24 protein-coding genes are annotated in these 25683 nt (G+C 46.8%); 22 read left to right on the top strand and 2 right to left on the bottom strand.

Annotated elements, in window-relative coordinates; translation table 11 throughout:
* Positions 1 to 10 precede the first annotated feature (10 nt).
* The 10 genes from coaBC to spoVM are packed head-to-tail and all read left to right on the top strand — an operon-like array spanning position 11 to position 11054.
* The gene (gene coaBC / locus CHH91_RS08745) at positions 11 to 1219 is read left to right on the top strand and encodes a bifunctional phosphopantothenoylcysteine decarboxylase/phosphopantothenate--cysteine ligase CoaBC (protein WP_095223074.1); all 1209 of its coding nucleotides are present in this window, start codon (positions 11 to 13) and stop codon (positions 1217 to 1219) included.
* On the top strand, positions 1216 to 3618 hold the full coding sequence (gene priA / locus CHH91_RS08750; RefSeq protein ID WP_095223075.1) for a primosomal protein N': 2403 nt from the start codon (positions 1216 to 1218) through the stop codon (positions 3616 to 3618). Before coaBC ends, priA begins: the two co-directional genes overlap by 4 nt.
* Before the next feature lie 17 nt (positions 3619 to 3635).
* A complete protein-coding gene (gene fmt / locus CHH91_RS08755) occupies positions 3636 to 4586 on the top strand; it encodes a methionyl-tRNA formyltransferase (RefSeq protein WP_095223076.1) in 951 nt (316 codons plus the stop codon).
* The gene (gene rsmB, locus CHH91_RS08760; RefSeq protein ID WP_095223077.1) at positions 4573 to 5916 is read left to right on the top strand and encodes a 16S rRNA (cytosine(967)-C(5))-methyltransferase RsmB; all 1344 of its coding nucleotides are present in this window, start codon (positions 4573 to 4575) and stop codon (positions 5914 to 5916) included. The genes fmt and rsmB overlap by 14 nt, the downstream gene beginning before the upstream one ends.
* A gap of 60 nt (positions 5917 to 5976) precedes the next feature.
* Complete coding sequence (locus CHH91_RS08765; protein WP_095223078.1) at positions 5977 to 6732, top strand: Stp1/IreP family PP2C-type Ser/Thr phosphatase; 756 nt, start codon at positions 5977 to 5979, stop codon at positions 6730 to 6732.
* Position 6733: 1 nt separating this feature from the next.
* The gene (gene pknB / locus CHH91_RS08770) at positions 6734 to 8737 is read left to right on the top strand and encodes a Stk1 family PASTA domain-containing Ser/Thr kinase (protein ID WP_095223079.1); all 2004 of its coding nucleotides are present in this window, start codon (positions 6734 to 6736) and stop codon (positions 8735 to 8737) included.
* Entirely contained in the window at positions 8738 to 9622 is an 885-nt protein-coding gene (gene rsgA / locus CHH91_RS08775) for a ribosome small subunit-dependent GTPase A (RefSeq protein WP_095223080.1), read from the top strand.
* A gap of 2 nt (positions 9623 to 9624) precedes the next feature.
* The gene (rpe, locus tag CHH91_RS08780) at positions 9625 to 10278 is read left to right on the top strand and encodes a ribulose-phosphate 3-epimerase (RefSeq protein WP_095223201.1); all 654 of its coding nucleotides are present in this window, start codon (positions 9625 to 9627) and stop codon (positions 10276 to 10278) included.
* Between the two features lie 3 nt (positions 10279 to 10281).
* Positions 10282 to 10926: a thiamine diphosphokinase gene (locus CHH91_RS08785; RefSeq protein WP_095223081.1), complete on the top strand. Its 645-nt coding sequence runs from the start codon at positions 10282 to 10284 to the stop codon at positions 10924 to 10926.
* A 47-nt stretch (positions 10927 to 10973) separates the two neighbouring features.
* A complete protein-coding gene (spoVM, locus tag CHH91_RS08790; protein ID WP_077309667.1) occupies positions 10974 to 11054 on the top strand; it encodes a stage V sporulation protein SpoVM in 81 nt (26 codons plus the stop codon).
* Between the two features lie 83 nt (positions 11055 to 11137).
* Here spoVM and rpmB read toward each other — a convergent pair whose 3' ends face one another.
* Positions 11138 to 11326 (bottom strand): 50S ribosomal protein L28, encoded by a 189-nt coding sequence (gene rpmB / locus CHH91_RS08795; RefSeq protein ID WP_038560076.1) that lies wholly within the window; start codon positions 11324 to 11326, stop codon positions 11138 to 11140.
* Between the two features lie 219 nt (positions 11327 to 11545).
* On the opposite strand from rpmB, the gene CHH91_RS08800 reads away from it, so the two are divergent.
* The 11 genes from CHH91_RS08800 (at position 11546) to rnc (ending at position 21714) form a co-directional block, all read left to right on the top strand.
* Positions 11546 to 11908 (top strand): Asp23/Gls24 family envelope stress response protein, encoded by a 363-nt coding sequence (locus CHH91_RS08800; RefSeq protein WP_038560079.1) that lies wholly within the window; start codon positions 11546 to 11548, stop codon positions 11906 to 11908.
* A 30-nt stretch (positions 11909 to 11938) separates the two neighbouring features.
* Positions 11939 to 13585 (top strand): DAK2 domain-containing protein, encoded by a 1647-nt coding sequence (locus tag CHH91_RS08805; protein ID WP_095223082.1) that lies wholly within the window; start codon positions 11939 to 11941, stop codon positions 13583 to 13585.
* Positions 13586 to 13681: 96 nt separating this feature from the next.
* The gene (gene sdaAB / locus CHH91_RS08810) at positions 13682 to 14344 is read left to right on the top strand and encodes an L-serine ammonia-lyase, iron-sulfur-dependent subunit beta (protein ID WP_095223083.1); all 663 of its coding nucleotides are present in this window, start codon (positions 13682 to 13684) and stop codon (positions 14342 to 14344) included.
* A gap of 15 nt (positions 14345 to 14359) precedes the next feature.
* Positions 14360 to 15244, top strand: coding sequence for an L-serine ammonia-lyase, iron-sulfur-dependent, subunit alpha (gene sdaAA, locus CHH91_RS08815; RefSeq protein WP_095223084.1), 885 nt, complete (start codon positions 14360 to 14362; stop codon positions 15242 to 15244).
* A gap of 5 nt (positions 15245 to 15249) precedes the next feature.
* Positions 15250 to 17286: an ATP-dependent DNA helicase RecG gene (recG, locus tag CHH91_RS08820; RefSeq protein WP_286160733.1), complete on the top strand. Its 2037-nt coding sequence runs from the start codon at positions 15250 to 15252 to the stop codon at positions 17284 to 17286.
* Positions 17287 to 17361: 75 nt separating this feature from the next.
* Positions 17362 to 17931 carry a transcription factor FapR gene (fapR, locus tag CHH91_RS08825; RefSeq protein WP_095223086.1) on the top strand — a complete coding sequence of 190 codons (570 nt, stop codon included), beginning with the start codon at positions 17362 to 17364 and terminating at the stop codon, positions 17929 to 17931.
* Positions 17932 to 17934: 3 nt separating this feature from the next.
* Complete coding sequence (gene plsX / locus CHH91_RS08830) at positions 17935 to 18948, top strand: phosphate acyltransferase PlsX (protein ID WP_095223087.1); 1014 nt, start codon at positions 17935 to 17937, stop codon at positions 18946 to 18948.
* Complete coding sequence (fabD, locus tag CHH91_RS08835; protein WP_095223088.1) at positions 18945 to 19895, top strand: ACP S-malonyltransferase; 951 nt, start codon at positions 18945 to 18947, stop codon at positions 19893 to 19895. Before plsX ends, fabD begins: the two co-directional genes overlap by 4 nt.
* A complete protein-coding gene (gene fabG / locus CHH91_RS08840) occupies positions 19896 to 20636 on the top strand; it encodes a 3-oxoacyl-[acyl-carrier-protein] reductase (RefSeq protein WP_095223089.1) in 741 nt (246 codons plus the stop codon).
* Positions 20637 to 20703: 67 nt separating this feature from the next.
* Positions 20704 to 20937, top strand: a complete 234-nt coding sequence (acpP, locus tag CHH91_RS08845; RefSeq protein ID WP_093726628.1) for an acyl carrier protein — start codon at positions 20704 to 20706, stop codon at positions 20935 to 20937.
* A gap of 93 nt (positions 20938 to 21030) precedes the next feature.
* A complete protein-coding gene (rnc, locus tag CHH91_RS08850; protein ID WP_095223090.1) occupies positions 21031 to 21714 on the top strand; it encodes a ribonuclease III in 684 nt (227 codons plus the stop codon).
* A gap of 37 nt (positions 21715 to 21751) precedes the next feature.
* Here the strand turns inward: rnc and CHH91_RS08855 are convergent, their stop codons facing one another.
* Positions 21752 to 21973 (bottom strand): DUF1128 domain-containing protein, encoded by a 222-nt coding sequence (locus tag CHH91_RS08855; RefSeq protein ID WP_095223091.1) that lies wholly within the window; start codon positions 21971 to 21973, stop codon positions 21752 to 21754.
* Positions 21974 to 22108: 135 nt separating this feature from the next.
* Here CHH91_RS08855 and smc point away from each other — a divergent pair, with 135 nt between their 5' ends.
* Positions 22109 to 25675: a chromosome segregation protein SMC gene (smc, locus tag CHH91_RS08860; RefSeq protein ID WP_095223092.1), complete on the top strand. Its 3567-nt coding sequence runs from the start codon at positions 22109 to 22111 to the stop codon at positions 25673 to 25675.
* Positions 25676 to 25683 lie beyond the last annotated feature (8 nt).

Consider the following 25683-nt stretch of genomic DNA (forward strand, 5'->3'; position numbering starts at 1 on the left):
GGGAAGTGAAATGAATTTAGCTGGAAAGACGATTTGTCTGGGAGTTTCCGGAGGCATCGCTGCCTATAAGGCATGCGCGTTGACAAGCAAACTGACACAAAAGGGTGCAGATGTCCATGTGATCATGACAAAGCATGCCGCAGAATTCGTGACACCGCTCACGTTCCAGGCTTTATCCCGCAATCCGGTATATACCGATACCTTTGACGAAAAACACCCGGAGAAAATCGCGCATATAGATTTAGCAGATAAAGCAGATCTATTCCTGCTTGCACCAGCAACAGCTAACCTGATAGGTAAACTTGCAGCTGGTATGGCAGACGATATGCTGACGACGACATTGCTTGCAACGGAGGCGCCAGTTTACATTGCGCCTGCCATGAACGTCCATATGTACGCACATCCTGCAGTGATCCGAAACATGCAGCAGCTCGATGACTGGGGCTACCACTTTATCGAACCAGAAGCAGGCTATCTTGCTTGTGGATATGTTGGAAAGGGCAGACTGGAGGAACCGGAATCCATTATCCGGATCCTGGAAGAAAGAACAGAACCCAAGCGTGATCTGGAAGGTAAACGAGTGTTAGTAACGGCTGGACCGACTCAAGAGACGATTGATCCTGTTCGTTTCTTTACGAATCATTCCTCAGGTAAGATGGGCTACGCCGTGGCAGAAGCTGCTGCTAAACGCGGGGCTGATGTTACGCTTGTAAGCGGACCAACCCAATTATCTGCACCTCTTGGAGTAAAACGAATGGATGTAACGACTGCCCAGGAGATGCTCGAACAAGTACTTGCTGTATACGAAGAGCAGGATATCGTTATTAAAGCTGCAGCTGTAGCTGATTATCGTCCGGTACAGACATTTGATTCCAAGGTAAAAAAACAGGACGGGAACATGTCGATTGAAATGGAACGGACTACCGATATACTCATGACACTTGGGCAGCGGAAGCAGCATCAGTTCCTTGTCGGTTTTGCAGCGGAGACAAATGATGCTGTAGCATATGGAAGGGGAAAGCTAGAGCGTAAGCACTTAGATGCCATTTGTGTGAATACAGTCGGTAAGACAGGCGCAGGCTTTCAATCTGACACGAATGAAGTAATTTACTTAAATAGGGAAGGCAAGGAACAGCATCTTCCTTCTGATACGAAGAAGCAGATTGCCCACCGGATTCTGGATGAGATCGTAGAAGATATAGGAGCTGAGAGAAAATGAACATCGCGAAGGTTGTTGTTGACGTCCCGGCCAGTCAGACCGACCGCGTGTATGATTATTTGATTCCTGAGAAGCTGATTGACTTCCTCCAGCCGGGGATGCGTGTGGTGGTACCATTCGGAAATCGCCGCATCATGGGCTTCGTCCTGGAGATAAGCAGTTCTGCTGAAGTGGACAAGCTGAAGGAAATCCAGGAAACAATGGACTTGCTTCCGGCGTTGACTCCTGAACTGCTTGATTTAGGAGTATGGATGGGAGAGCAAACATTAAGCTTCCATATTACCGCCCTCCAGGCGATGCTGCCGCAAGCGATGAAGGCGACATATCAAAAAGTGCTTGTCCGAACAGGAACTATTCCAGAAGTATTGCGGCCGTTATTTCAAGAAGAGGATACCAGCATGTACGAACAATTCGAGCACAGCGGTGTTCCTTTAGCGGTTCTCCAGCAGGCGATCAAAGCAGGTCAAGTCGAACTGCGCTACCAAGTAAACTCAAAGGAAACGAAGAAAACAATTCGTATGATAGATGCAGACAAGCCTGTTGAAGAACTTCAAGAGGCGTTAGCTAATGTCAACGCCCGTGCTATGAAACAAAAAGCACTGCTTGAGCATTTCATTGAAGAGCCGGGTCAGATTGCTCAGAAACAATTGCTGGAAATGTATCAGACAACTGCTTCTACTCTTAAGCCCCTGTTGGATGCAGGCTTGCTGCATTCCTATGACAAAGAAGTACTGCGGGATCCTTATGAAAATAAACGAATTGAGCGTACACAACCACTGCAGCTATCTGATTCACAGGCGAATGCACTTGAACCGGTATTGGAGAGCATCCATTCGGAAACACATGAAGTATTCCTTCTTCATGGGGTCACAGGAAGTGGAAAGACGGAAGTGTATTTGCAGGCAATCCAGCAGGTGCTGGAAAAAGGGCAGGAAGCGATTGTCCTTGTACCTGAAATTGCGCTTACTCCTCAGACTGTCAACCGATTCAAAGGGAGATTCGGCTCTGATGTTGCTGTATTGCATAGTGCTTTATCGGCCGGCGAGAAGTACGATGAATGGCGAAAGATTCAGCGCAAGCAAGTCAAGGTAGCTGTCGGCGCCAGATCTGCGATATTTGCTCCCTTCGAGAATTTAGGAATAATCATTATCGATGAAGAACATGAGACGAGTTATAAACAGGAAGATCATCCGAAATATCATGCTCGGGATATTGCTGTTTTCCGCGGGAAATATCATCGTGCCCCGGTTGTACTCGGCAGTGCGACACCCTCGCTTGAATCATATGCGAGAGCGGAAAAAGGCGTCTACCAGATGCTGGAGCTGCCGGAGCGTGTGAATCAGGCATCCATGCCGGATTATCAGATCATTGATATGCGGGATGAGCTGCATGCGGGAAACCGGTCGATCTTTGCCCGCGAATTGCTGGAACAGATGAAAGAACGTATCCGCAGGAAGGAACAGATAGTCCTCTTCCTTAATCGTCGCGGCTACAGCACATTTGTCATGTGTCGCGACTGCGGTCATACAGTGGAATGCCCGCATTGCGATATTACACTCACGTACCATAGAAGCAGTGAACAGCTAAAATGCCATTACTGCGGCTATGAAGAGCAGATGCCTTCCATTTGCCCGGCATGTGAAAGTGATACGATACGCTACTTTGGTACAGGTACACAAAAAGTGGAAGAAGCGCTCACGCAGCTGCTGCCGGAAGCTCGTGTCATTCGGATGGATGTCGACACAACGAGACGGAAAGGTGCGCATGAAAAACTGCTTGGCGCATTTGGCAGAGGCGAAGCGGACATTCTGCTCGGTACCCAGATGATTGCCAAAGGTCTGGACTTTGAAAGAGTGACGCTTGTCGGTGTCCTGGCGGCAGACTCAATGCTGCATTTGCCGGATTTCCGAGCAGCAGAGAAGACATTCCAGCTGCTCACACAGGTAAGCGGACGAGCTGGGAGGCACAGTTTGCCTGGAGAAGTCATCATCCAGACATACTCACCGGAGCATTATAGTGTTGAACTTGCAGCGGCAGGGGATTATCGGCCATTTTTCCAGACGGAAATGCAAACACGCAGAGCCTTTCAATATCCGCCGTATTATTATTTGGCGCTGTTGACGATCAGTCATCAAAACCAGGTGAAGGCAATGCAGACAACACAGACGATTGTACAGCTGCTCCAGAAGCACCTGTCCGATCAGGTACGGATACTTGGACCTACCCCATCACCATTAGCACGGATCAAAGATAGATATCGCTTCCAGTGCATGGTAAAATACAAAAACGAACCGAATCTCCGTGATGTGATCAGGAGAATCCTCCATCACTACGAAGATGCGCGGAAAAAAGAAGATTTGCAAATACATGTTGATTTACAGCCGTATTCGCTCATGTAAGAAGGGAGCTTATTAGAATGAAACGTATCGTATTCATGGGAACACCGGATTTTGCGGTGCCCGTACTTAAACAGCTGACAGAGGAAGATTGCGAGGTGGTGCTCGTTGTCACCCAGCCTGATCGCCCGAAAGGACGCAAACGTATCCTTACCAGCTCACCTGTAAAAGAGGAAGCTTTGAAGCATGGAATCCCGGTTTATCAGCCGGAAAAAATCAAGCAAAGCTATGAAGAAATTTTTTCTTATGAACCTGATTTGATCGTAACGGCTGCGTTTGGACAGATATTGCCGAAGGAGCTGCTCGATTATCCGCAATATGGCTGTATCAATGTGCATGCCAGTTTGCTGCCTGAGCTTCGTGGCGGTGCTCCAATCCATTATGCCATTCAGCAAGGGAAAGCCGAGACGGGCGTTACGATCATGTATATGGTTGAGAAACTGGATGCAGGTGATATGCTGCTGCAGCGTTCGGTGCCAATTACAATGCAGGACCATGTAGGCACGATGCACGATAAATTAGCTACGCTTGGGGCGGAAATGGTTCACGATATCCTTCCTGATATTTTTGCTCGTTCCGTGAATCCATTCAAACAGGATGAAGAGAAAGTGACATTTGCTCCAACGATAAAACGCGAGCAAGAAGTGATAGATTGGAGCCGTTCAAACTGGGAGGTTTTCAATCATATCAGAGGCATGCATCCATGGCCTGTAGCATTCACTACGTACAAGGAAAAACCTTTCAAGATTTGGTGGAGTGAGCTTCTGGATCGTGAATATGAAGGAGCGCCAGGAGAGATTGCTGCTATTGAAGCCGATGGCATAATCGTAGTTTGCGGAGAGAATACAGCAGTTAAACTGACGAAGGTACAGCCAGCAGGCAAGAAACAGATGACTGCAGCAGATTATCTGCGCGGGGTCGGCAAAGATATGCAAGCTGGAGAAAGGTTGGGCAAGAATGAAGAAGTATGAACTCCGTGACACAGCAGTCACATTGCTAAGTCGTATCGGGGATCAGGGCGGCTACAGTCATTTGCTGCTGGATCAGACAATCCGCAATAAAGGTTTTGACAGCAGGGATACTGGATTGCTAACCGAAATCGTATATGGAACATTATCTTATAAGCTGACATTGGAGTATTTTCTCAGTAAATTTGTAACAAAGAAATTGGAATCATGGGCAAAATGGCTTTTACTGTCGGCTTTTTATCAAATGTACGCATTGGACCGGGTGCCTGACCATGCTGTCATCCATGAATCTGTTGAAATTGCCAAGCAGCGAGGCCATAAAGGTATCGCATCACTTGTGAACGCTGTACTTCGTAATGCACAGCGTAAAGGCTTCCCTAAATTGGATGATATCCAAGACCCAGCCGAGCGTATTTCCCTGGAAACGAGTCACCCAAGGTGGCTTGTCGAGCGCTGGATCTCGCAATACGGAGAAAAGACAGCACGTGAAATGTGTGCCGTTAACCAAGTAGAGAAACCGATAAGTGTGCGCGTCCAGCCCATGCTGATTACACGTGATGAAGCGATGGAAGAACTGGAGTCCCAAGGATTTACAGTCCGCCCTTCCAGTATCAATCCGCAAGGGATCATCGTGGAAGAAGGGAACATCCTGAAAAGTGATTTGTTCCTCTCCAATCAAGTAACTGTCCAAGATCAGACGAGTATGCTGGCTGGACAGATGGTTGATGCAGCAGCTGGTATGACTGTTTTGGATGCATGCAGTGCACCAGGTGGAAAAACAACACATATTGCAGAAACGATGGAAAACGAAGGCAAGCTTTATGCATACGATCTGCATGCCAAGAAAGCGAAGCAGGTTCAGCAAAAAGCGGAGAAGCTGAAATTGACGATCATTGAAGCCGATCAGGCAGATGCACGGAACTTGCAGGAGCGGCACGAACCAGAGAGTTTTGATCGTATCTTACTTGACGCACCTTGCTCTGGATTGGGCGTACTGAGAGGAAAACCGGATATCAAGTACCATAAATCAGAACAAGATGTCTTGTCACTTGCCTCTATTCAGGCCGAATTGCTGGAACAGGTAGCACCGCTTTTGAAAAAAGACGGAAAACTGGTTTACAGTACTTGTACAGTGGATCAAGCAGAAAACGAGCAGGTTGTCCGAGCTTTTCTCAAGCAACATCCAAATTTTGAAGTCGATCCGGAATTCCAAACTGATTTGCCGCAAGCTGTTCAGAAAGCCCCAGGTCTAACTGATGCAGGTTTGCAAGTATTCCCGCAGGATTTTAATACCGATGGCTTTTTCCTTGTCCGACTTGTTAGAAAAGGGTAAAAAATGTGGTAGGATTAACTTGGAGCAGCAAACAGACTGCATATAGATGAGGTGAGAAGCGTGAGAGGTTTTTTCATTACCGATCGTGGTCAGATCAGAAGTCATAACGAAGATGCAGGCGGGGTATTTTCCAATTCCAACGAACAATATCTTGCTGTCATTGCCGATGGTATGGGCGGACATAAAGCAGGAGATGTCGCCAGTCAGCTAGCTATTTCCCATTTACGCAGCTGGTGGGAGTCTGCTACTGCCTTTGATTCTCCGCAAAAGACAGAGGAGGCAATCAAGCAAGCGATCAAAGCCGTCAATCTTCGTGTGTATGAAGAATCGCGACAAAGCGAGGAATTGACAGGTATGGGTACAACGGTTGTCGCAGCAGTGTGCACAGATGATTTTGTCACTATTGCCCATATTGGGGATAGCCGATGCTATTTGCTGAATGAAGAAGGTTTCAAGCAAGTGACGGAGGACCATTCCCTTGTAAATGAACTGGTTCGATCTGGTGAAATAACAGAACAGGATGCCGAGCATCATCCTCGGAAGAATGTCTTGCTGCGCGCTCTTGGAACTGACCAGGATGTGGAGATGGACTTAGTTTCCATCACTTGGGAAGCCGGAGATCGTCTTCTGTTGTGCTCGGATGGATTATCAAACAAATTCGACAAGCAGGAGCTTTTACAATACCTCACATCCGGAGAAGAGATTGAACATATCGCTTCGCAGCTCGTGACGGTTGCCAATGAGCGAGGCGGGGAAGATAATATCTCCCTGATCATTGCCGATTTGGCTGATACACCTGTCCGGGAGGGTGCATAGCATGCTCGAAGGACGTACGCTGAATGAACGGTATGAAGTTCACCGTCTGATCGGCGGAGGCGGTATGGCGAATGTCTATCTTGGCCAGGATATCATCCTTGATCGCGAAGTTGCCATCAAAGTCCTAAAGCTGGAATATGCAAATGATGATGAATTCATTGCAAGATTTCATCGGGAAGCCCACGCGGCAACCAGTCTTTCACATCCAAACATCGTCACGATTTATGATGTTGGGGATGAGGATGGCATTTACTATATGATCATGGAATATGTCAGCGGCATGACATTAAAGCAATACATACAGACTCATGGTTCCATCGTGGTGCCTGATACAGTCGATATCATGAAGCAAGTCACTTCCGCGATTTCACACGCTCACGCTAACGGAATCGTCCATCGTGACATCAAACCGCAGAATATCCTGATTGATGATTATGGAAAAGTGAAGGTCACGGACTTTGGGATAGCAACAGCGCTGAGCGCAACATCCTTGACACAGACCAATGCCATGCTGGGCTCGGTACACTATTTATCGCCCGAACAAGCAAGGGGAGGCATTGCTACCAAGAAGTCCGATGTCTATTCCCTCGGTATTGTCATGTTTGAATTGCTTACCGGACGTCTGCCGTTCTCCGGTGAATCAGCTGTCAGCATTGCTTTGAAGCATTTACAGACTGACACACCATCTGTCAGACGGTGGGCAGGAGATATTCCGCAAAGTGTCGAGAATATCGTTTTGAAAAGCACGACGAAGGATCCTTTCTACCGTTATATGAGCACATATGATATGGAGACAGACTTGGAAACATGTCTGGATCCTTCAAGGGCGGACGAACCGCGTTATGCTCCTCCCAAGGATGATGGTGAAACTACGAAAGCCATCCCGATCATTTCGGAGAAAGATCTGAACAAAGCTTCGTTAGCTGATACGATCGTACATAACGGTCATACGAATCCACCGAAACAAGAAGATCTGAAAAAGCCGAAAAAGAAGAAAAAAAGATGGAAAGTGCTTATATGGATTACCGTCATTCTCTTATTGCTCGCTGGCGCAGGAGTGGGTATCGTACTTGCTACAGCTCCGAAAGAAGTTACGATGATCGACGTAAGAGGTGATTCCTATGCAGATGCTGTCGATAAGCTATCCGACCTTGATCTGCACGTGAAGAGGGAAGCAACCGCCTCTGATACGATAGAAGAAGGAAGTGTCGTCAAGACTGATCCTTCCGCAGGCAGTAAAATCAAGGAAGGCTCCAGTGTTACGGTTTATACAAGTATCGGCAAGGAAAAAGAAGAATTTGATGATTATGAGGGCAAGTCATTCTCCCAAGTTGAAAAACTTTTGGATGACAAGGGGTATAAGAATGTCCGCTCTTACGAGGAGTTCTCGGATGAACCAGTTGGTACAATCATCTCCCAAATTCAGCCTCAAGCAGGATCACAGGTGGTTCCAGAAGATACCACGGTCATCTTTGAAGTGAGCAAAGGACCGGAAGCGGTGACACTGACAGATTTGACTGGTATGACAGAAGAGGAAGCTCAGTCTTATCTAGATAAAAATGATTTGGATGGGAATTTTATTGAGCAGCCTTCAAATGAAGTTGATGAAGGTGTCGTAATCCGGCATGATCCCGGATCAGGGCAATCCATTGAAGAAAATGGCAGTGTCGATTTGTATGTATCAACTGGCCCGGAAAACCTGCCGCCTGCGACGCATACGGTAACATTCACTGTTCCTTACGAGCCAGATGATGCTCAAGCGGGGGAAGATGATCAGAACGGAGGGACACAAAATGATCCTGTCCCTCAGATAGTTCAGATCTATGTAGGTGACGCAGACCATGATGTGACCGAGCTCTATGATGAACGTACTATCACAGAGGATGAGGAAATTACGCTCACGCTCAGCATACCGGCTGGCGGAGAAGCAGAATATCGTATATTGCGTGATGACGAAGTGATTTTGGAAAAAACTGTTCCGTATGAAGACAGGGAAGGTGAATAAATGCCATCAGGTAAGATCATGAAAGCACTGAGTGGGTTTTATTATGTGCTTACAGAAGACGGAGAGACCTACCAATGCCGTGGCAGAGGTGTATTCCGCAAACAGAAAATAACGCCTTTGGTCGGTGACCAAGTGGAATTCGAAGCAGAGACGAAGCAAGAGGGTTATGTGCTTGATGTGCGTCCGCGGAAGAATGAGCTAGTCAGACCCCCGATCGCCAATATCGATCAGGCAATTATCGTAACATCAGCTGCACAGCCGGATTTCAGCACAGCATTGCTCGACCGCTTCCTTGTATTGGTAGAGTCAAAAGGTATTCAGCCAGTTATTTTCATTACGAAGATGGACATGCTGTCTGCGGATAAATTGGACATAATCGAAGCATTTAAAGAGGATTATCGAAAAATCGGTTATTCGGTAGAGATGCTGTCCTCTAAAGAGGAAACGAATCTAGAGCAAGTACAGCTGCATATGAAAGATAAGATTTCAGTAATAGCGGGTCAGTCAGGTGTCGGCAAGTCGTCGATGCTGAATGCTATCGACCCGCGCCTGGACCTTGAAACAAATGAGATATCCGAAAGTCTGGGACGCGGACGCCATACGACAAGACATGTGGAGCTTATACCAATCGGCGGCGGCCTTGTTGCAGACACACCTGGATTCAGCTCATTGGAGTTTACCGAATTGGAAGCCGAGGAGCTGCCATCCTGTTTCCCTGAATTCAGGGAGCGGGAAGACGACTGTAAATTCAGAGGCTGTATGCATCACAAGGAACCGAAATGTGCGGTAAAGACAGCGGTCGAATCTGGGGAGATTCCTGAATACCGTTACACACATTACCTGCAGTTCCTAGAGGAAATCAAATCGAGAAAGCCGAGGTATTAATGATGACGAAAATCGCACCATCTATTCTTTCAGCTGACTTCGCCAATTTGGCGAATGAAATTCGCGACGTAGAAAAAGGCGGAGCCGACTACATCCATGTCGATGTCATGGACGGTCATTTTGTCCCGAATATAACGATCGGCCCCCTTATCGTAGAGGCGATCCGTCCTGTGACAAAGCTGCCGCTTGATGTGCATTTGATGATCGAAAACCCTGATCGATACATTGGAGAGTTCGTCAAGGCTGGAGCCGATATCATTACAGTCCACCAAGAGGCTTGCATACATTTGCACCGCACAATCATGATGATCAAGGAACAAGGGGTTAGAGCTGGTGTTGTATTGAATCCTTCCACTCCGGTCAGCTTGATTGAAGAAATGCTGCCTGAGCTGGATATGGTGTTGTTGATGACGGTGAACCCAGGCTTTGGCGGCCAGCGATTCATTCCTTCCGTGCTGAAGAAAGTAGAAGAGCTATCCAAGCTTCGGGAGGCACTCGAACTCGACTTCGAAATCGAGATTGATGGCGGTGTGAATATCGAAACAGCAGGACTATGTACGGATGCGGGGGCGGATGTGCTAGTTGCCGGAAGTGCTGTCTATAATCAGGAAGACCGGGCTGCGGCAATCGCGGCAATCCGGAAAGCAGCTGAATGACACATGGGTACCAAGCTTAGTATTGGGCTTGTCGGCGGTGCAGGAAGACTGCCGGACTTACATTCTGAACATCATCACATATGGATCGGAGCAGATGCAGGTGCACTAGCGCTCGCATCTGCGGGTATCCGGATGAAAGTGGCTGTTGGTGATTTTGATTCTGTCTCGGAAGAAGAATTGATTATGATCCGTCGTTTCGCAGATCAGGTGCTGGTGTATCCGCCTGAAAAAGATGAAACGGATTTTGAACTCGCCATTCGTCAAGCCGAAGAGTTGGGCGCTGAAAGCGTGGCGGTGTATGGGGTGACCGGCGGAAGGCTGGATCATGAACTGATCAACATCCAGATGCTTTACCGGCTGCTGGACAGCTTCGAGCAAGCTGTCATCATCGACCAGCAAAACAATATCAGGATGCATCGACCGGGTACATACCGGACAGAACAAGATGATGCATATCGTTATATATCATTTCTTTCCTTCTCTGAGCAAGTTACTGGTCTAACATTGACTGGCTTTAAATATCCTTTAACAGATGCTTCAATCCATTGGGGAGAAACATTGTCCATCTCCAATGAGCTTGTTGCACAATCTGGTACTTATTCATTTGCTTCAGGCATAGTAATAATGATAAAGAGCAAGGATGTTTAAAAGCTACAGCGTTTAGGCTGCTCAGGAAAAAGGAGGAAGGGGATCTTATGAAATTTTATACCTTTAAACTCCCGAGGTTCATCGGTGGCTTCGTCCGCGTCATTATCGGAACGTTTAAAAAAGATTAGCACAAAAAAAGCACTCCTTTCGAGAAAGGGTGCTTTTTTTGTCGCATGCGAATGCTACCATAAAAGTATTTTAGAAATGCTATTTATACGCGTTCGATGTTACCTTTTTTAAGTGCACGAGCTGAAACGTAAACTTTTTTAGGTTTACCATCAACAAGAATGCGAACTTTTTGAACGTTTGCTTTCCAAGTACGTTTATTAGCGTTCATGGCATGAGAACGAGCATTACCAGAACGAGTAGTACGTCCTGTGATTACACATTTGCGTCCCATGTTATCCCTCCTAATATTACGAGTTAATTTTTAACACTAAACAAATTTATCACAACTCGGCACGTAATGCAATAATCTAACAAAAATATATCAAGAAAAATTACTTGACAGTAAACTGTTTAGCTGGCATTGTAAAAAGGGCTATTTTTAATCCGCTTTCAAATGGAGCTTCCATATAGTATAGTAGGGATAGATTTGAGAAGTGTTAGGAGGAGCCGTATGACCCTTCATCTGACTACAGAAGATGGAAGTATTACGATCGCCACGGATGTGATCGCAACATTGGCTGGAAGTGCCGCGGTAAAATGCTATGGCATCGTTGGTATGGCTTCCAGACATCAATTACGTGACGGCATAGCAGAAATTCTCCGCAGGGAGAACTATTCAAAAGGGATAGTTGTGACCCAGGCGGACAACAAAGTCCAGATCGACTTACATATTATTGTAAGTTATGGAACGAAGATATCCGAGGTTGCACATAATGTGCAATCCCAAGTGAAATATACATTGGATCGGGCATTGGGCGTACTGACGAGCTCTGTGAACATTTATATACAAGGCGTCAGTGTTTCTGCAGACTAGGATAGCCGGCAGATTTAAGGAGGAAACGGTTTGAGTGTTGGAAATGTGGATGGAAAGACATTTGCGGGGATGCTGCTGACTGGTGCACATCATCTGGCGAATAACGCTAAGACGATTGATGCGCTGAATGTATTTCCCGTGCCGGATGGCGATACAGGTACAAACATGAATTTGACGATAACGTCTGGGGCAAAGGCTGTACAAGAGGCCGACAGTGAAGAAGTCGGAGTGCTTGCTGCGGCTTTTGCCAAAGGTCTGCTGATGGGAGCAAGGGGAAACTCTGGTGTCATTCTCTCTCAGCTTTTCCGTGGCTTTGCCAAAGCATTGGAAGGACAGAAGGATTTGACAGCTGGACAATTGGCCAATGCGCTGGATGCAGGTGTCAAAACGGCTTATAAGGCGGTCATGAAGCCTGTAGAAGGAACAATACTTACAGTAGCAAAGGACGCTGCAGCAGCTGCAGTCGAAAAATCCAAGACCGAAGCAGATTCGATAGAGCTTTTCAGGTATGTGGTTGAATCTGCGAAGATAAGTCTGAGCCGTACGCCGGAATTGCTCCCTGTATTAAAGGAAGTCGGCGTTGTAGACAGCGGAGGCCAAGGATTGGTTACTGTGTATGAAGGATTCCTTGCAGCTCTGACAGGAGAAGAACTGCCTGCGGAGGTGCAGCATGGCAAGATGGAGAATCTCGTCAGTGCGGAGCATCATAAGCAAGCGCAGGATTTCTTGGATACAGCTGATATTACGTATGGCTATTGCACGGAGTTTATGGTCAAATTCGAAGAAGACAAGCTTCGGGAGCAACCCTTTGATGAACAGGCTTATCGTGAGGAATTGAACGGTCGAGGAGATTCATTGCTTGTTGTAGCAGACGAAGATGTCGTAAAGGTCCATATTCACACCGAGTATCCTGGTGAAGTAATGACATATAGTCAGCAATATGGCAGTCTGATCAATATGAAAATCGAAAATATGCGGGAACAGCATGCGGCGATTGTCGGTAATAAAGAAAAGAAAGAACGTAATCAGCACGCCATTGTAACAGTCGCAATGGGAGATGGTGTAAAAGCATTGTTTGAGAACCTTGGAGCAAATGTCGTCATTTCAGGCGGACAGACTATGAATCCAAGTACACAGGACATTGCGGACGCCATTAAAGCAGCTAATGCAGAATCTGTTTATATTTTGCCTAATAACAAGAATATCATCATGGCTGCAGAGCAGGCGGCTAAAATGGCAGAGGTGCAGGTGTTTGTCGTTCCAACGAAAACAATACCGCAGGGGATGCGTTCTTTGCTTGCTTTTGATGTGACGCAGGCAGCAGACAGCAATGCTGAAGCTATGACAGAGGCAATTTCGCAGGTGAAATCCGGACAAGTGACACATGCTGTTCGTGATACGACAATCGAGGGCGTATCGATAAAAGAAGGGCAGTTCATCGCTATACAAGAAAGCAAGATCATCTCAGCTGCTTCTGACGCAGAACAGGCGCTGGAGCTGCTGCTTGAGCAAATGGTCAGTGAAGAAGATGAATTGATCACAGTTATTCGCGGTGAAGACGCGATCGATGCCGATGATCGCTTGGAGGATTTTGTGGAAGGAAAATTCCCTGAAGCGGAACTGGAGATCCATGAAGGTAATCAGCCTGTTTATACGTACTTGGTCGCAGTAGAATAATTACGGGGAAAGCTCCTTAACAGGAGCTTTTTTCATTGGTTACAGTAGGAACATATGTGTGATGCATGCTAAAATAGGAGAAGAAGGAGTGAGCCTATGAAATATCAATCCGTATTTGATATTATCGGACCGGTCATGGTCGGTCCATCCAGTTCGCATACTGCCGGAGCAGCCCGTATCGGACGTGCTGCAAGACTGATCTTCGGAATAGAACCGACTTGGGCGACGGTCCACCTATATGGGTCGTTTGCTAAAACATATCGCGGTCATGGTACGGACTTGGCAATTGCCGGAGGTCTGCTTGGCTACGATACAGATGATGATCGAATCAGGTTCGCGTTGGAAACAGCTAAAAAACAAAATATGAAAATCGAATTCATTGAAGATACAGCTGCTACGGAACATCCAAATACAGCAAGAATAAAGCTGGGAACAGAAGAGAGCAGCATGGAGCTGGTCGGTATTTCTATCGGCGGCGGAAAAGTCGAAATCACTGAGCTAAACGGCTTTGAACTGCGAATGTCAGGTAATAAGCCGGCTATTTTGATTATGCATAATGATCGTTTTGGTGCGATAGCTTCCGTGACTCAAATTTTGGCTCAGCACGAGATTAATATAGCGCATATGGAGGTTTCCAGGAAGGATGTCGGAAAGGATGCGCTTATGGTGATCGAGACGGATCAAAACGTGGAGGATGATGTGATGCATATATTGGAAACAGCTTCGCACATCAACCGTGTATCCCGCTTGATCAATTAAACAGGAGGAATGAATATGTTTCGCAATGTAGCGGAATTGCTTGAACAAGCAAATGCGGACAGCATTTCCATATCAGAAGTGATGATTCGCCAGGAGATGGATGTCCATCAGCGTTCCCGTGAGGAAGTAATGGGACAGATGGAGCGAAATCTAGTAATCATGGAGGAAGCAGTGGAACGAGGGTTGCAAGGTGTGACATCTCACTCTGGTTTGACAGGAAATGATGCTGTTTTGCTTCAGCAATATATGGCCAAAGGCAACACGCTTTCTGGACATCTGCTTTTAGATGCTGTAAGTAAAGCTGTTGCCACCAACGAAGTAAATGCAGCGATGGGAATGATTTGCGCCACGCCAACCGCAGGAAGTGCGGGGTGTGTGCCGGGGGCGTTATTTGCTGTTAAAGAAAGGCTGAATCCGACTCGTGAGCAAATGATCCGTTTCTTGTTCACAGCAGGAGCTTTTGGATTCGTTGTAGCCAACAATGCCTCCATCAGCGGTGCAGAAGGTGGATGCCAGGCTGAAGTAGGCTCTGCTGCTGCAATGGCCAGTGCAGCTGTAGTTGAAATGGCTGGCGGTACACCAGAACAAAGTGCCGAAGCTTTTGCAATAACGTTAAAAAACATGCTCGGACTTGTATGTGATCCAGTCGCTGGACTGGTAGAAGTGCCGTGTATTAAGAGAAACGCCGCCGGAGCTTCTAATGCCATCGTATCTGCTGATATGGCGCTTGCGGGTGTCACAAGCAGGATACCATGTGATGAAGTGATTGGGGCTATGTACCGGATCGGTAAGAGTATGCCGTCAGCACTTCGCGAAACAGCGGAAGGCGGTTTGGCTGCCACACCAACTGGACGCAGACTGGCAGATATGATTTATGGGATAAACAAAGGGAAAGAGTGAGAAATTTGCTGAAGCAACCGGTTGATCAAGTAAAAGGAATCGGTGCAAAGCTCGCGGAAGGATTGGCGAATATGGGGATCTTCACAGTCGAAGATCTCCTTTTTCATCTGCCGTATCGGTATGATGTCTTCGATGTCCAGCCGTTAGCTGAACTGATTCATGATGATAAAGTGACGATTGAAGGTGAAATCGCCTCTCCTGCTCAAGTGCAATATTACGGACGGAAAAAGAACAAACTAACTGTAACGCTCCTCGTTGAGAATGTTGCAGTAAAGGCGATCATGTTCAATCGTGCATTTGCCCAGAAACAGCTGATGCCGGGCAAGAAAGTGACGATGACAGGAAAATGGGATCAGCATCGTCTGCAGCTTACTGTCAGTAACTTCAAGGTTGGCGGAGCGGATGAGCTGACTCCGGTTCAGCCCGTTTATGGTGTGAAAGGTACAGTGACAGTACGTCAGCTGCAAAAAAGTGTGAAACAGGCGCTGGAACAGTATGATGAAGACATCAAGGAAATCCTGCCAGCATCATTTTTAGCATCCTATAAAATGCCAGATAGGAAAACAGCATTACATTATATGCACTTTCCACCTGACAGACAAGCGCTGGCACATGCTCGGAGACGATTCACTTATGAGGAATTTCTATTGTTCCAGCTGAAAATGCAGTTTATCCGTAAACAAAAACGGGAAGCATCGGCTGGAGGCAGCTTAGCTTATGATAAAGAGAAGGTTCAAGCTTTTGTAGCTACGCTTCCTTTTACGTTGACGAACGCCCAGCAGAGAGTGCTCAAGGATATTATGCGGGATCTGCATTCTCCTTACCGGATGAACCGCCTTTTACAAGGGGATGTTGGCTCCGGTAAAACGGCTGTTGCAGCTGTTGCGCTTTATGCAGCTGTTACAGCAGGTAAACAGGGCGCGATTATGGTCCCGACAGAGATTCTAGCAGAGCAGCATGCCCAGTCCTTATCTAGTATGCTGGATGGTTTTGCTACCGTAGCATTGCTCACAGGAAGTGTGAAGGGCAAGCGCCGGAAAGCCGTTCTCGAACAAATTGTCAATGGAGAAGTAGATATTGTTGTTGGAACACATGCATTGATTCAAGATGAAGTGCATTATAAAAACCTTGCGCTTGCTATAGTCGATGAACAGCATCGATTTGGCGTTGCGCAGCGACGAACACTTCGGGATAAAGGTCTTCACCCGGACGTTCTGTTCATGACAGCTACACCGATTCCGCGGACACTGGCAATCACTGCATTCGGTGATATGGATGTATCAGCTATTGATGAGATGCCAGCTGGGCGTAAAGAAATAGAGACATATTGGGTTAAGGAAAATACCATAGATCGGGTGCTGGATTTCATCCGGAAGGAAGTCGCAGCCGGTCATCAGGCATATGTCATAAGCCCGCTGATTGAGGAATCGGACAAGCTGGATATCCAGAATGCAGTCGATCTGCATCAGATGCTGGCTGCAGTTTTTGAGCCGGATATTCGAGTCGGGCTCATGCATGGACGTTTGCCTGCTGATGAAAAAGACGCCGTTATGAAGGAATTCGCCGAAAATGAAACCCAAGTCCTTGTATCTACCACAGTAGTGGAAGTCGGGGTGAATGTTCCAAATGCTACACTGATGATCATCTATGATGCAGAGCGCTTCGGACTATCCCAGCTGCATCAGCTCCGGGGACGTGTAGGTCGTGGGGATGCACAAAGTTATTGTATTTTGATTGCTGAACCAAAAGGTGAAATCGGAAAAGAACGCATGCGCATCATGACAGAAACGACGAACGGATTCGAACTGTCCGAGCAGGATTTGCAGCTCAGGGGTCCTGGTGATTTCTTTGGTAAAAAGCAAAGCGGTATACCGGAATTCAAGGTTGGCGACATGGTGCACGACTACCGGGCACTTGAAACAGCACGTAAGGATGCAGAGCAAATCATTGCAGAAGAAAGATTGGAAAATGATCCTGCTTATCGTAATTTATTGCAAGCGCTGGACACAGAGTTTGCGCTGAACGGGAACGTTCTCGACTAAAAACGGCTGTTGCAAATTCTGGCCTGCTATTATATATTACTTTTAGTACCTAGTCTTAATTTTGGCGGTGGAGAAATGAGAAGAAGCAAAAAAGACAGACAGGACTTACTGCGGGAAACGATTGAAAAAACACCGTTCATTACAGACGAGGAATTGGCGAAGAAATTCGCTGTCAGCATACAGACTATTCGTTTGGATCGTATGGAGCTGACAATTCCTGAGCTGCGGGAACGGATTAAGCACGTCGCTAATTCCCAGTGGGATGAAACCGTGAAATCCATCAATATTGATGAGGTAATCGGGGAAATCATCGATTTGGAGCTGGATGAACGGGCGATCAGTATATTGGATATTAAACCAGAGCATGTTTTCACACGGAACCAGATTGCCAGAGGGCATCATCTGTTTGCGCAAGCCAATTCCTTAGCGGTTGCGTTGATCGATGATCCGTTCGCACTAACCTTCCACTCAGAGATCACCTTCACGAGACAAGTGAAACTCCATGAAAGAGTAGTAGCCAAAGCGAAGGTCATCCGGCAGGACAGGAAGCGGACGGTCATCCAAGTGGATAGTGCTGTTGATCAAGAAGAAGTATTTAAAGGTACGTTCGAGATGTTCCGCTCGAGCGTGAAAGAAGGGAAATAAGTTATGCGAATAGCAATCGACGCAATGGGTGGCGACAACGCACCGGAAGAGATAGTCAAAGGTGCCGTTCTTGCAGCTACAGAGGATGCATCCTTGGAGCTGACACTGGTTGGGGATCAAAGCAAGATCGAACCGCATCTAGGTGAGATACGTCCGGCTAACATTCGGATTATACATACAGAGGAGTACATTACAGCAGACGATGAACCTGTCCGGGCTATCCGGCGCAAGAAGCAGTCGTCACTTGTACTGACTGCCCAGGAAGTAAAAGAAGGTCGTGCTGATGCCTGTGTTTCAGCAGGAAACACAGGTGCCATCATGACAGCAGGTCTGATGATAGTCGGCCGCATTAAAGGCATCGAGCGTCCGGCGCTGTCCCCGACTCTTCCGACGGTGGATGGTAAGGGCTTCGTCCTGCTTGATGTTGGTGCGAACATTGACGCTAAAGCGAACCATCTATTACAATACGGCGTAATGGGCTCCATCTATGCGGAGAAAGTTCGCGGGATAAAAAATCCTCGTGTAGGATTGCTTAATGTAGGCACGGAAGAAGGCAAGGGTAACGACCTGACGAAGAAAGCATTCGAGCTTCTCAGCAGTGCCCCGATAAACTTTATCGGTAATGTAGAAGGACGGGATTTCCTTTCCGGAGATTTTGATGTTGTTGTGACGGACGGCTTCAGCGGCAATATCGCCCTGAAAACAATAGAGGGAGCAGCATCGATGTTCTTCACGACGATCAAGAAGGCCTTCTTAAAAAATACAAAGACCAAGCTTGCAGCTGCCATGATGAAACCACAGCTGAAGGAAATTAAAGCAAGCACAGAATATGCAGAATATGGCGGTGCCGCTTTGTTTGGGCTTGCTGCACCTTTTGTAAAGGCGCACGGTTCATCCAATGCGCGTGCTATCCAAGTTGCTATCCTGCAAACAAAGCAAATGGCAGAAAATAATGTAACAGGAATTATCAAAGATACGATCCAGAGCATCAAGAAAGACGAGGAGGACGTTAAGTGAAACGAGTAGCTTTTGTATTTCCTGGACAAGGCTCACAAGCAGTGGGCATGGCTCAGGAAATGTACAACGCATATGATGAAGTGAAAAGTCTTTTCCAAGCGGCAGATGAATTATTGCCGCAGCCAATAACACCTTTGATGTTTGAAGGACCGGCAGAAGAGCTTACGAAAACAGAGAATGCACAGCCGGCATTGCTTCTTACTAGTGCTGCCATCTATCAAGTTTTACAGAATGAGGGCGTTAGACCAGTCGTTACGGCCGGTCACAGCTTGGGAGAATACAGTGCACTTGTTGCTGCTGGCGTTTTCCGTGCGGAAGAAGCAGCTGTGCTCGTTAACAAGCGTGGTCAGCTGATGGAAAAAGCCTATCCGGCAGGGCAAGGTTCTATGGCTGCGGTATTAGGGCTAAGTCTGGAAGACATCAAGATAGCTCTCCAAACAGTTGATAAGGAGCATGGTGAAATTGTCGATGCTGCTAATATCAACTGCCCTGGTCAGATCGTCATTTCCGGTACGAAAAAAGGAATTGAACTTGCAGAGCCGCTTTTGAAAGAAGCTGGAGCTAAACGCGTACTTCCGCTGAACGTCAGTGGTCCATTCCATTCCAGATTGATGAAACAAGCTGCGGAAGAATTTGCATCTGTACTTGCAGACGTGGAGAAAGCCGATGCATCGATTCCTGTTTATGCAAACGTAACAGCTGAGAAGGTTCTTGATCAAAAAGAGATTGAACAGCTGCTCGTTCAACAGCTTTACTCTCCAGTACGTTTTGAAGAAACTATTGTCAACATGCTGCAAAATGACGAAATCGATGCGATTGTAGAAGTAGGAAACGGAAAAGTACTAAGCGGATTAGTAAAGAAAATTAGCCGCCGCACGACAACTTTCAATGTACAAGATCCCGAAACATTGCAAGCATTTTTGACGTGGTACAAGGAGGAAGAATAAATGCTATCAGGTAAAGCAGCTCTCGTTACTGGTGCATCCCGCGGGATTGGCCGAGAAATCGCTTTGGAACTTGCGCGTAATGGCGTGAATGTAGCGGTAAACTACTCCGGAAGCAAAGAAAAGGCAGAGGCAGTTGCAGAGGAAATCCGTGCTCTCGGGCAGGAATCAATCGTGATTCAAGCGAATGTAGCAGAAGAAGCAAGCGTAAAAGATATGGTCAAGCAAACTATTGAAGCATTCGGCAGCTTGGATATACTGGTGAATAATGCTGGTATCACACGTGATAACCTGCTTATGCGCATGAAGGAAGAGGATTTCGATGCAGTCATCCAGACGAATTTGAAAGGCGTATTCCTTTGCACGAAAGCTGTAACACGTCAAATGATGAAACAAAAAGCTGGCCGCATCATCAATGTAGCAAGCATTGTTGGTGTCAGCGGTAATCCTGGGCAGGCTAACTATGTAGCTGCAAAAGCAGGAGTCATCGGTTTAACGAAAACTGCAGCCAAGGAGCTTGCTGCGCGAAACGTTTTAGTGAATGCCGTTGCTCCAGGATTCATCACGACTGATATGACGGATGAAATGACAGATGAACAGAAGCAGGCAATGCAAAGCATGATTCCGCTTGGTAAACCAGGCAAGCCGGAAGACGTTGCCCGTGTCGTTCGTTTCCTTGCATCCGAGGACAGCAATTACATGACTGGACAAACGCTGCACATCGATGGCGGCATGGTGATGTAATACAATGAAATAATTGTAGTTTTCCGGGACGAAATGTCCTATAATACTGAAGGGAGGTGAATTTCCTATGGCAGATGTATTCGAGCAAGTAAAACAAATCGTTATTGATCGTCTTGATGTAGACGAATCCAAAGTAACACTAGAGGCTTCTTTCAAAGAAGATCTAGAAGCAGATTCCCTTGATGTTGTGGAATTGGTTATGGAATTGGAAGATCAATTCGACATGGAAATTTCTGATGAAGATGCGGAAAAAATCGCTACTGTTGGCGACGCTGTAAACTACATAAACAGCAAACAGTAAGATTTAAATAAGATGCATAGGAGAAAGTCCCGTCACTTTACAGGCGGGACTTTCTCCGCATCATCACAACAACTGGAAAGTGGGGACAGCAGAATGAGCTTAGATAAACTGCAGGAGAAGCTTGGGATTCATTTCCACGATGAAGCTTTATTGCAGAATGCCTTGACCCATTCATCTTATGTGAATGAACATCGTCACCTGAAGAAGACGGATAACGAACGATTGGAATTCCTTGGCGATGCTGTATTGGAGCTTGGTGTATCCCAATTTCTGTACAAGCATTACCCTGATATGCCGGAAGGGAATATGACGAAACTCCGAGCTGCTATAGTCAGAGAGGAATCCCTCGTATTGTTCGCCAAAGAAATGGATCTTGGTACATACGTGCTGCTCGGAAAAGGGGAAGAGCGCACGGGAGGCAGAACACGTCCAGCATTACTGGCTGATGTGTTCGAGGCATTTGTCGGTGCTTTGTATCTTGATCAGGATTTCGATGTGGTACTCGGTTTTTTCGAAAAAATCGTCTTTCCTAAAATCAGCCAAGGTGCTTTTTCACATGCGATGGATTACAAGAGCAGGCTGCAGGAAGTTATCCAGCAGGACAAAGATAAAGTAATCACGTATACAATCGTTGATGAAAGAGGTCCTGCCCACAGCCGTGAATTCGTTGCCGAGCTGAAGGTTCAGGGAGAACTTGTCGGTACTGGAACCGGCCGGACAAAAAAGGAAGCAGAGCAGCAGGCAGCCCGTATTGCGTTGGAAGCTTTAACAGAATAGAAAAACGGCGGAGAGTAAAGTTGTCTCCGCCGTTTTTTTATTTTCGGTAGTTCGCCAGCTCTTGGATGAATGCTTCTGTCTCTGATACACTGAGCTGTCCTTTAGATTCGATATGATCATATAAGAACTTAATATCATGATATTTCTCCAGCTTGTAGTCCTCTGGCTGCATGATGGAACGATTGACGACGACAAGCCGGTCGGCTATGCCGTTGATGAGGATGGACAGGTTCTCCTCTGATGCCTGTTCGAGCTTCATGGGCGAGCCTCCTTTGACGTAATTGATACCTATTATGTACCCTAAGTTTATGATAAAATAAATAAGTTAAAAACGAAAGAGAAACCAATAACTATGCAGAAATAAGCGATAAGCTTTCAATATAGGAGAATGAGTATGTTCCTGAAACGATTAGAAACCGTCGGATTCAAATCATTTGCCGAAAAAGTGACACTTGACTTTGTACCAGGTGTTACGGCAGTGGTAGGTCCGAATGGAAGCGGGAAAAGTAATATAACCGATGCCATCCGCTGGGTATTAGGCGAGCAGTCGGCAAAAAGTCTGCGTGGATCCAAGATGGAAGATATCATCTTCCAGGGCAGCGATACGAGAAAAGCGCTTAATGTAGCAGAAGTGACACTTGTATTGGACAATGCCGATCAGACGTTACCGCTGGAGTATCAGGAAGTGAGTGTGACCAGGCGGGTATTCCGTTCTGGAGAGAGCCAATTTTTGATCAATAACCAAAGCTGCCGTCTGAAGGATATCATTGACTTGTTCATGGATTCCGGATTGGGAAGGGAAGCCTTCTCTATTATCAGTCAAGGAAAGGTAGAGGAGATCCTAAGCTCCAAACCGGAAGAAAGACGGTCTATCTTCGAAGAAGCTGCCGGTGTACTGAAATACAAGCAGCGAAAGAAGAAGGCAGAATATAAGCTGGCAGAAACACAGGAAAATTTAAATCGAGTTGAAGATATTACGTATGAAATAGAAGGACAGCTTGAACCATTGCGTGAGCAAGCTGCAATCGCAAAAGATTTCCTTGAGAAAAAAGCACAGCTGAAAGATGTCGAAATCGGATTGCTAGTTGCGGAGATCGAGCAATTACATAAAGAGTGGCAAGCGGTTCTCCAAGAGCTTGAAGGGAACAAGCAAGAGCTTGAAGTCCAGAAGCAGGCAATAGGCGAAAAAGAACAGCTGCTGGAATCGGAGAAGACAGAATTGCACGCGCTGGATGCTTCTCTCGACGAACTGCAAGCCTCCTTGCTAATTGTGACGCAAGAGCTTGAAAATCTGGAAGGTAAGAAACAGCTGTTGAATGAACGCTCCAAGCATCTGGCAGAAAACAAAGAAAAGCTGGAAAAAGATACAGAACAGCTGGGAGTCATACTGGAGCAGCAGCTGAAACAGCTGGAGCAGGAACAAGCAGCCCTGGATGCGTTGGATTTGGAGAACAGAGCAATCAAATCAGATTTACGCGCATTGGACAAACAGCTATCCCGCACACAGGAAGATTTGAGTGAACAAATAGAAGAAAAGAAGAGTGATTATATCGATTTGCTGAATGAACAAGCAGCAAAGCGGAATGAGACGAACTCACTCAAACAGCAGCTTACTGGTATCGATGCGAAAAAAGAACGTCAGCGTACAAAATATAAAGATATCGTTTTGAATCGCGATGAAATCAGTGAAAAACGAGAACAATTGGCTGCAAGATTGAAAGATGCCACCGTAAGCCGCGAACAGGCTGAGGAAAAAGCAGATTCACTTCGGATGGAAGCAGCGCAAAAACGGGAGCAGTACCAGGAAGCACAGAGCAAACTGTACACCGGCTATCAGCATATCGAGAAGCTTCGTTCCAAGCAGGAGATGCTGCAGGAGATGAAAGAGGAGTTCCAAGGATTTTTCCAAGGGGTAAAGGCGATCCTCAAAGCACGTCAGGATCAAAAGCTCGAAGGAATCGAGGGTGCTGTCATCGAGTTGATCGATGTACCATCTGCGTATGTCACAGCGATGGAAACCGCTCTTGGAGGTCAAGCCCAGCATATCGTGGTGGATACGGAGGCAAGTGCCCGTCAGGCAATCAATTGGCTGAAACAGACGCATAATGGCCGTGCTACATTTTTGCCGCTATCATCAATCCAGCCGAAACAGATACCGGCCAATGTGTTGGGGAATGCTTCCAATCGGGAAGGATTCATCGGTATTGCCGCGGATCTCATTAAGGTTGATCCCCAGTACAAGCGAGCAGTCGATTTTCTGTTAGGAAATGTGGTCATCGCAGAAGACTTGCAGCATGCCAATACGATTGCTGCTGCACTTGGCAGACGGTATCGCGTTGTTACACTTACGGGTGATGTAGTAAACCCAGGGGGATCCATGACTGGAGGAGCGCAAAAACGCAATAGTCAATCTCTGTTTACAAGAGAAAAGGAAATGCAGGAAGTGACGGAAAAACTGTCTGATTTCCAAGCCCGGACAGAAGTGTTCGAACGTAAAGTTGCACAGCTGAAAGAAGAACTTCAGCAGTTGGAGACTTCAGCAGAGGAAACCAGACAGAGCTTGAAGCAGCTGCAGGAATCGGAACAGGAACTCCAGGCAGCATTTACCGAAACGAGCATACGCTTTATGCATGCCAATGATAACCTCACCATGTATGACCAGGATAATGCGCAGTATGACGCTGAACGGGAAGAAGTGGAGAAACGTATCGAGCACCTGCAGACTGAACTTGTCGATTTGGATATCAAGCTTCAGGATATACAGCGGGAAATCAGTGAGCTGACGGAAGCTCACCAGGCTTGGCAGCAGACAAAGGAAATTAAACGGGACGAACAGCAGGCCCTTCAAATACGTTCTGCTGAAAGCCTTGCTAAGCTTGAAAATCAGCGACAGCGGCTCAGTGAGTTTACACAGCAGCTGGATCTTACGAAGCAGAAATATGAAGATCAGCAGCGGGTGCTGCAGCAAATGGCCGAAGTTGGCGAGAAAGGCCAGACAGAGGAAGAGATCACGGAACTGATTAGAGTGAAGCACCAGCATAAGCAGCAGACAACAACCTTGATCGAAGAGCGTAAGGCAGAACGGCAGGAGCGCTATGACTGGGTGCAGCAAGAGGAGCTTTCTGTCAAAGAAGCAAATCGTCTCCACCAAAATCTGGTGCAGCAAGTGCAAGATCAGGAAGTCCGGTCGAACCGTTTGGATGTAGAGCTGGAAAACCGCCTGATGAACTTGCAGCAAAGCTACTCCCTGACATTCGAAAAAGCATTGGCGACGTTTGGTAGAGCAGAAGATATCGAAACTGCCCGCACCGAAGTGAAGCTGATCAAACGTGCTATCTCAGAACTCGGCAGCGTCAACGTTGGCGCGATTGAGGAATTTGACCGAATTAATGAAAGATACAGCTTCCTTACCGAACAAAAGGACGACCTTTATCAGGCGAAAGCGACATTGCTTGCCGTAATTGATGAAATGGATGAAGAAATGAAGCGTCTGTTCGAAGATGTGTTCAATAAAATAAAGGCAGAATTCACAGAAGTGTTCCGTTCGCTCTTTGGCGGAGGACACGCGGAGCTGAAACTGACTGATTCTGATAATCTGCTGGAAACAGGTGTCGATATCATCGCACAGCCGCCAGGTAAGAAACTGCAAAATTTAGGTTTGCTTTCAGGCGGAGAACGTGCCCTGACAGCAATTGCCTTGCTGTTTGCTATTTTGCGGGTAAGGCCTGTGCCATTCTGTATTCTGGATGAGGTGGAAGCAGCTCTGGATGATGCAAACGTCAGCCGTTTTGCTCAGTATATGAAGCAATTCAGCGAAAAGACCCAGTTCATTGCCATAACCCACAGAAAGGGTACAATGGAGGAAGCGGACGTCCTTTATGGTGTGACAATGCAGGAATCGGGCGTTTCCAGATTGGTGTCCGTCCGGCTGGAGGATGCGCCTGAACTAGTGAAGGTATAAGAAAGGAA

The organism is Virgibacillus sp. 7505 (genome assembly GCF_002272135.1).
Lineage (GTDB): Bacteria > Bacillota > Bacilli > Bacillales > Amphibacillaceae > Terribacillus.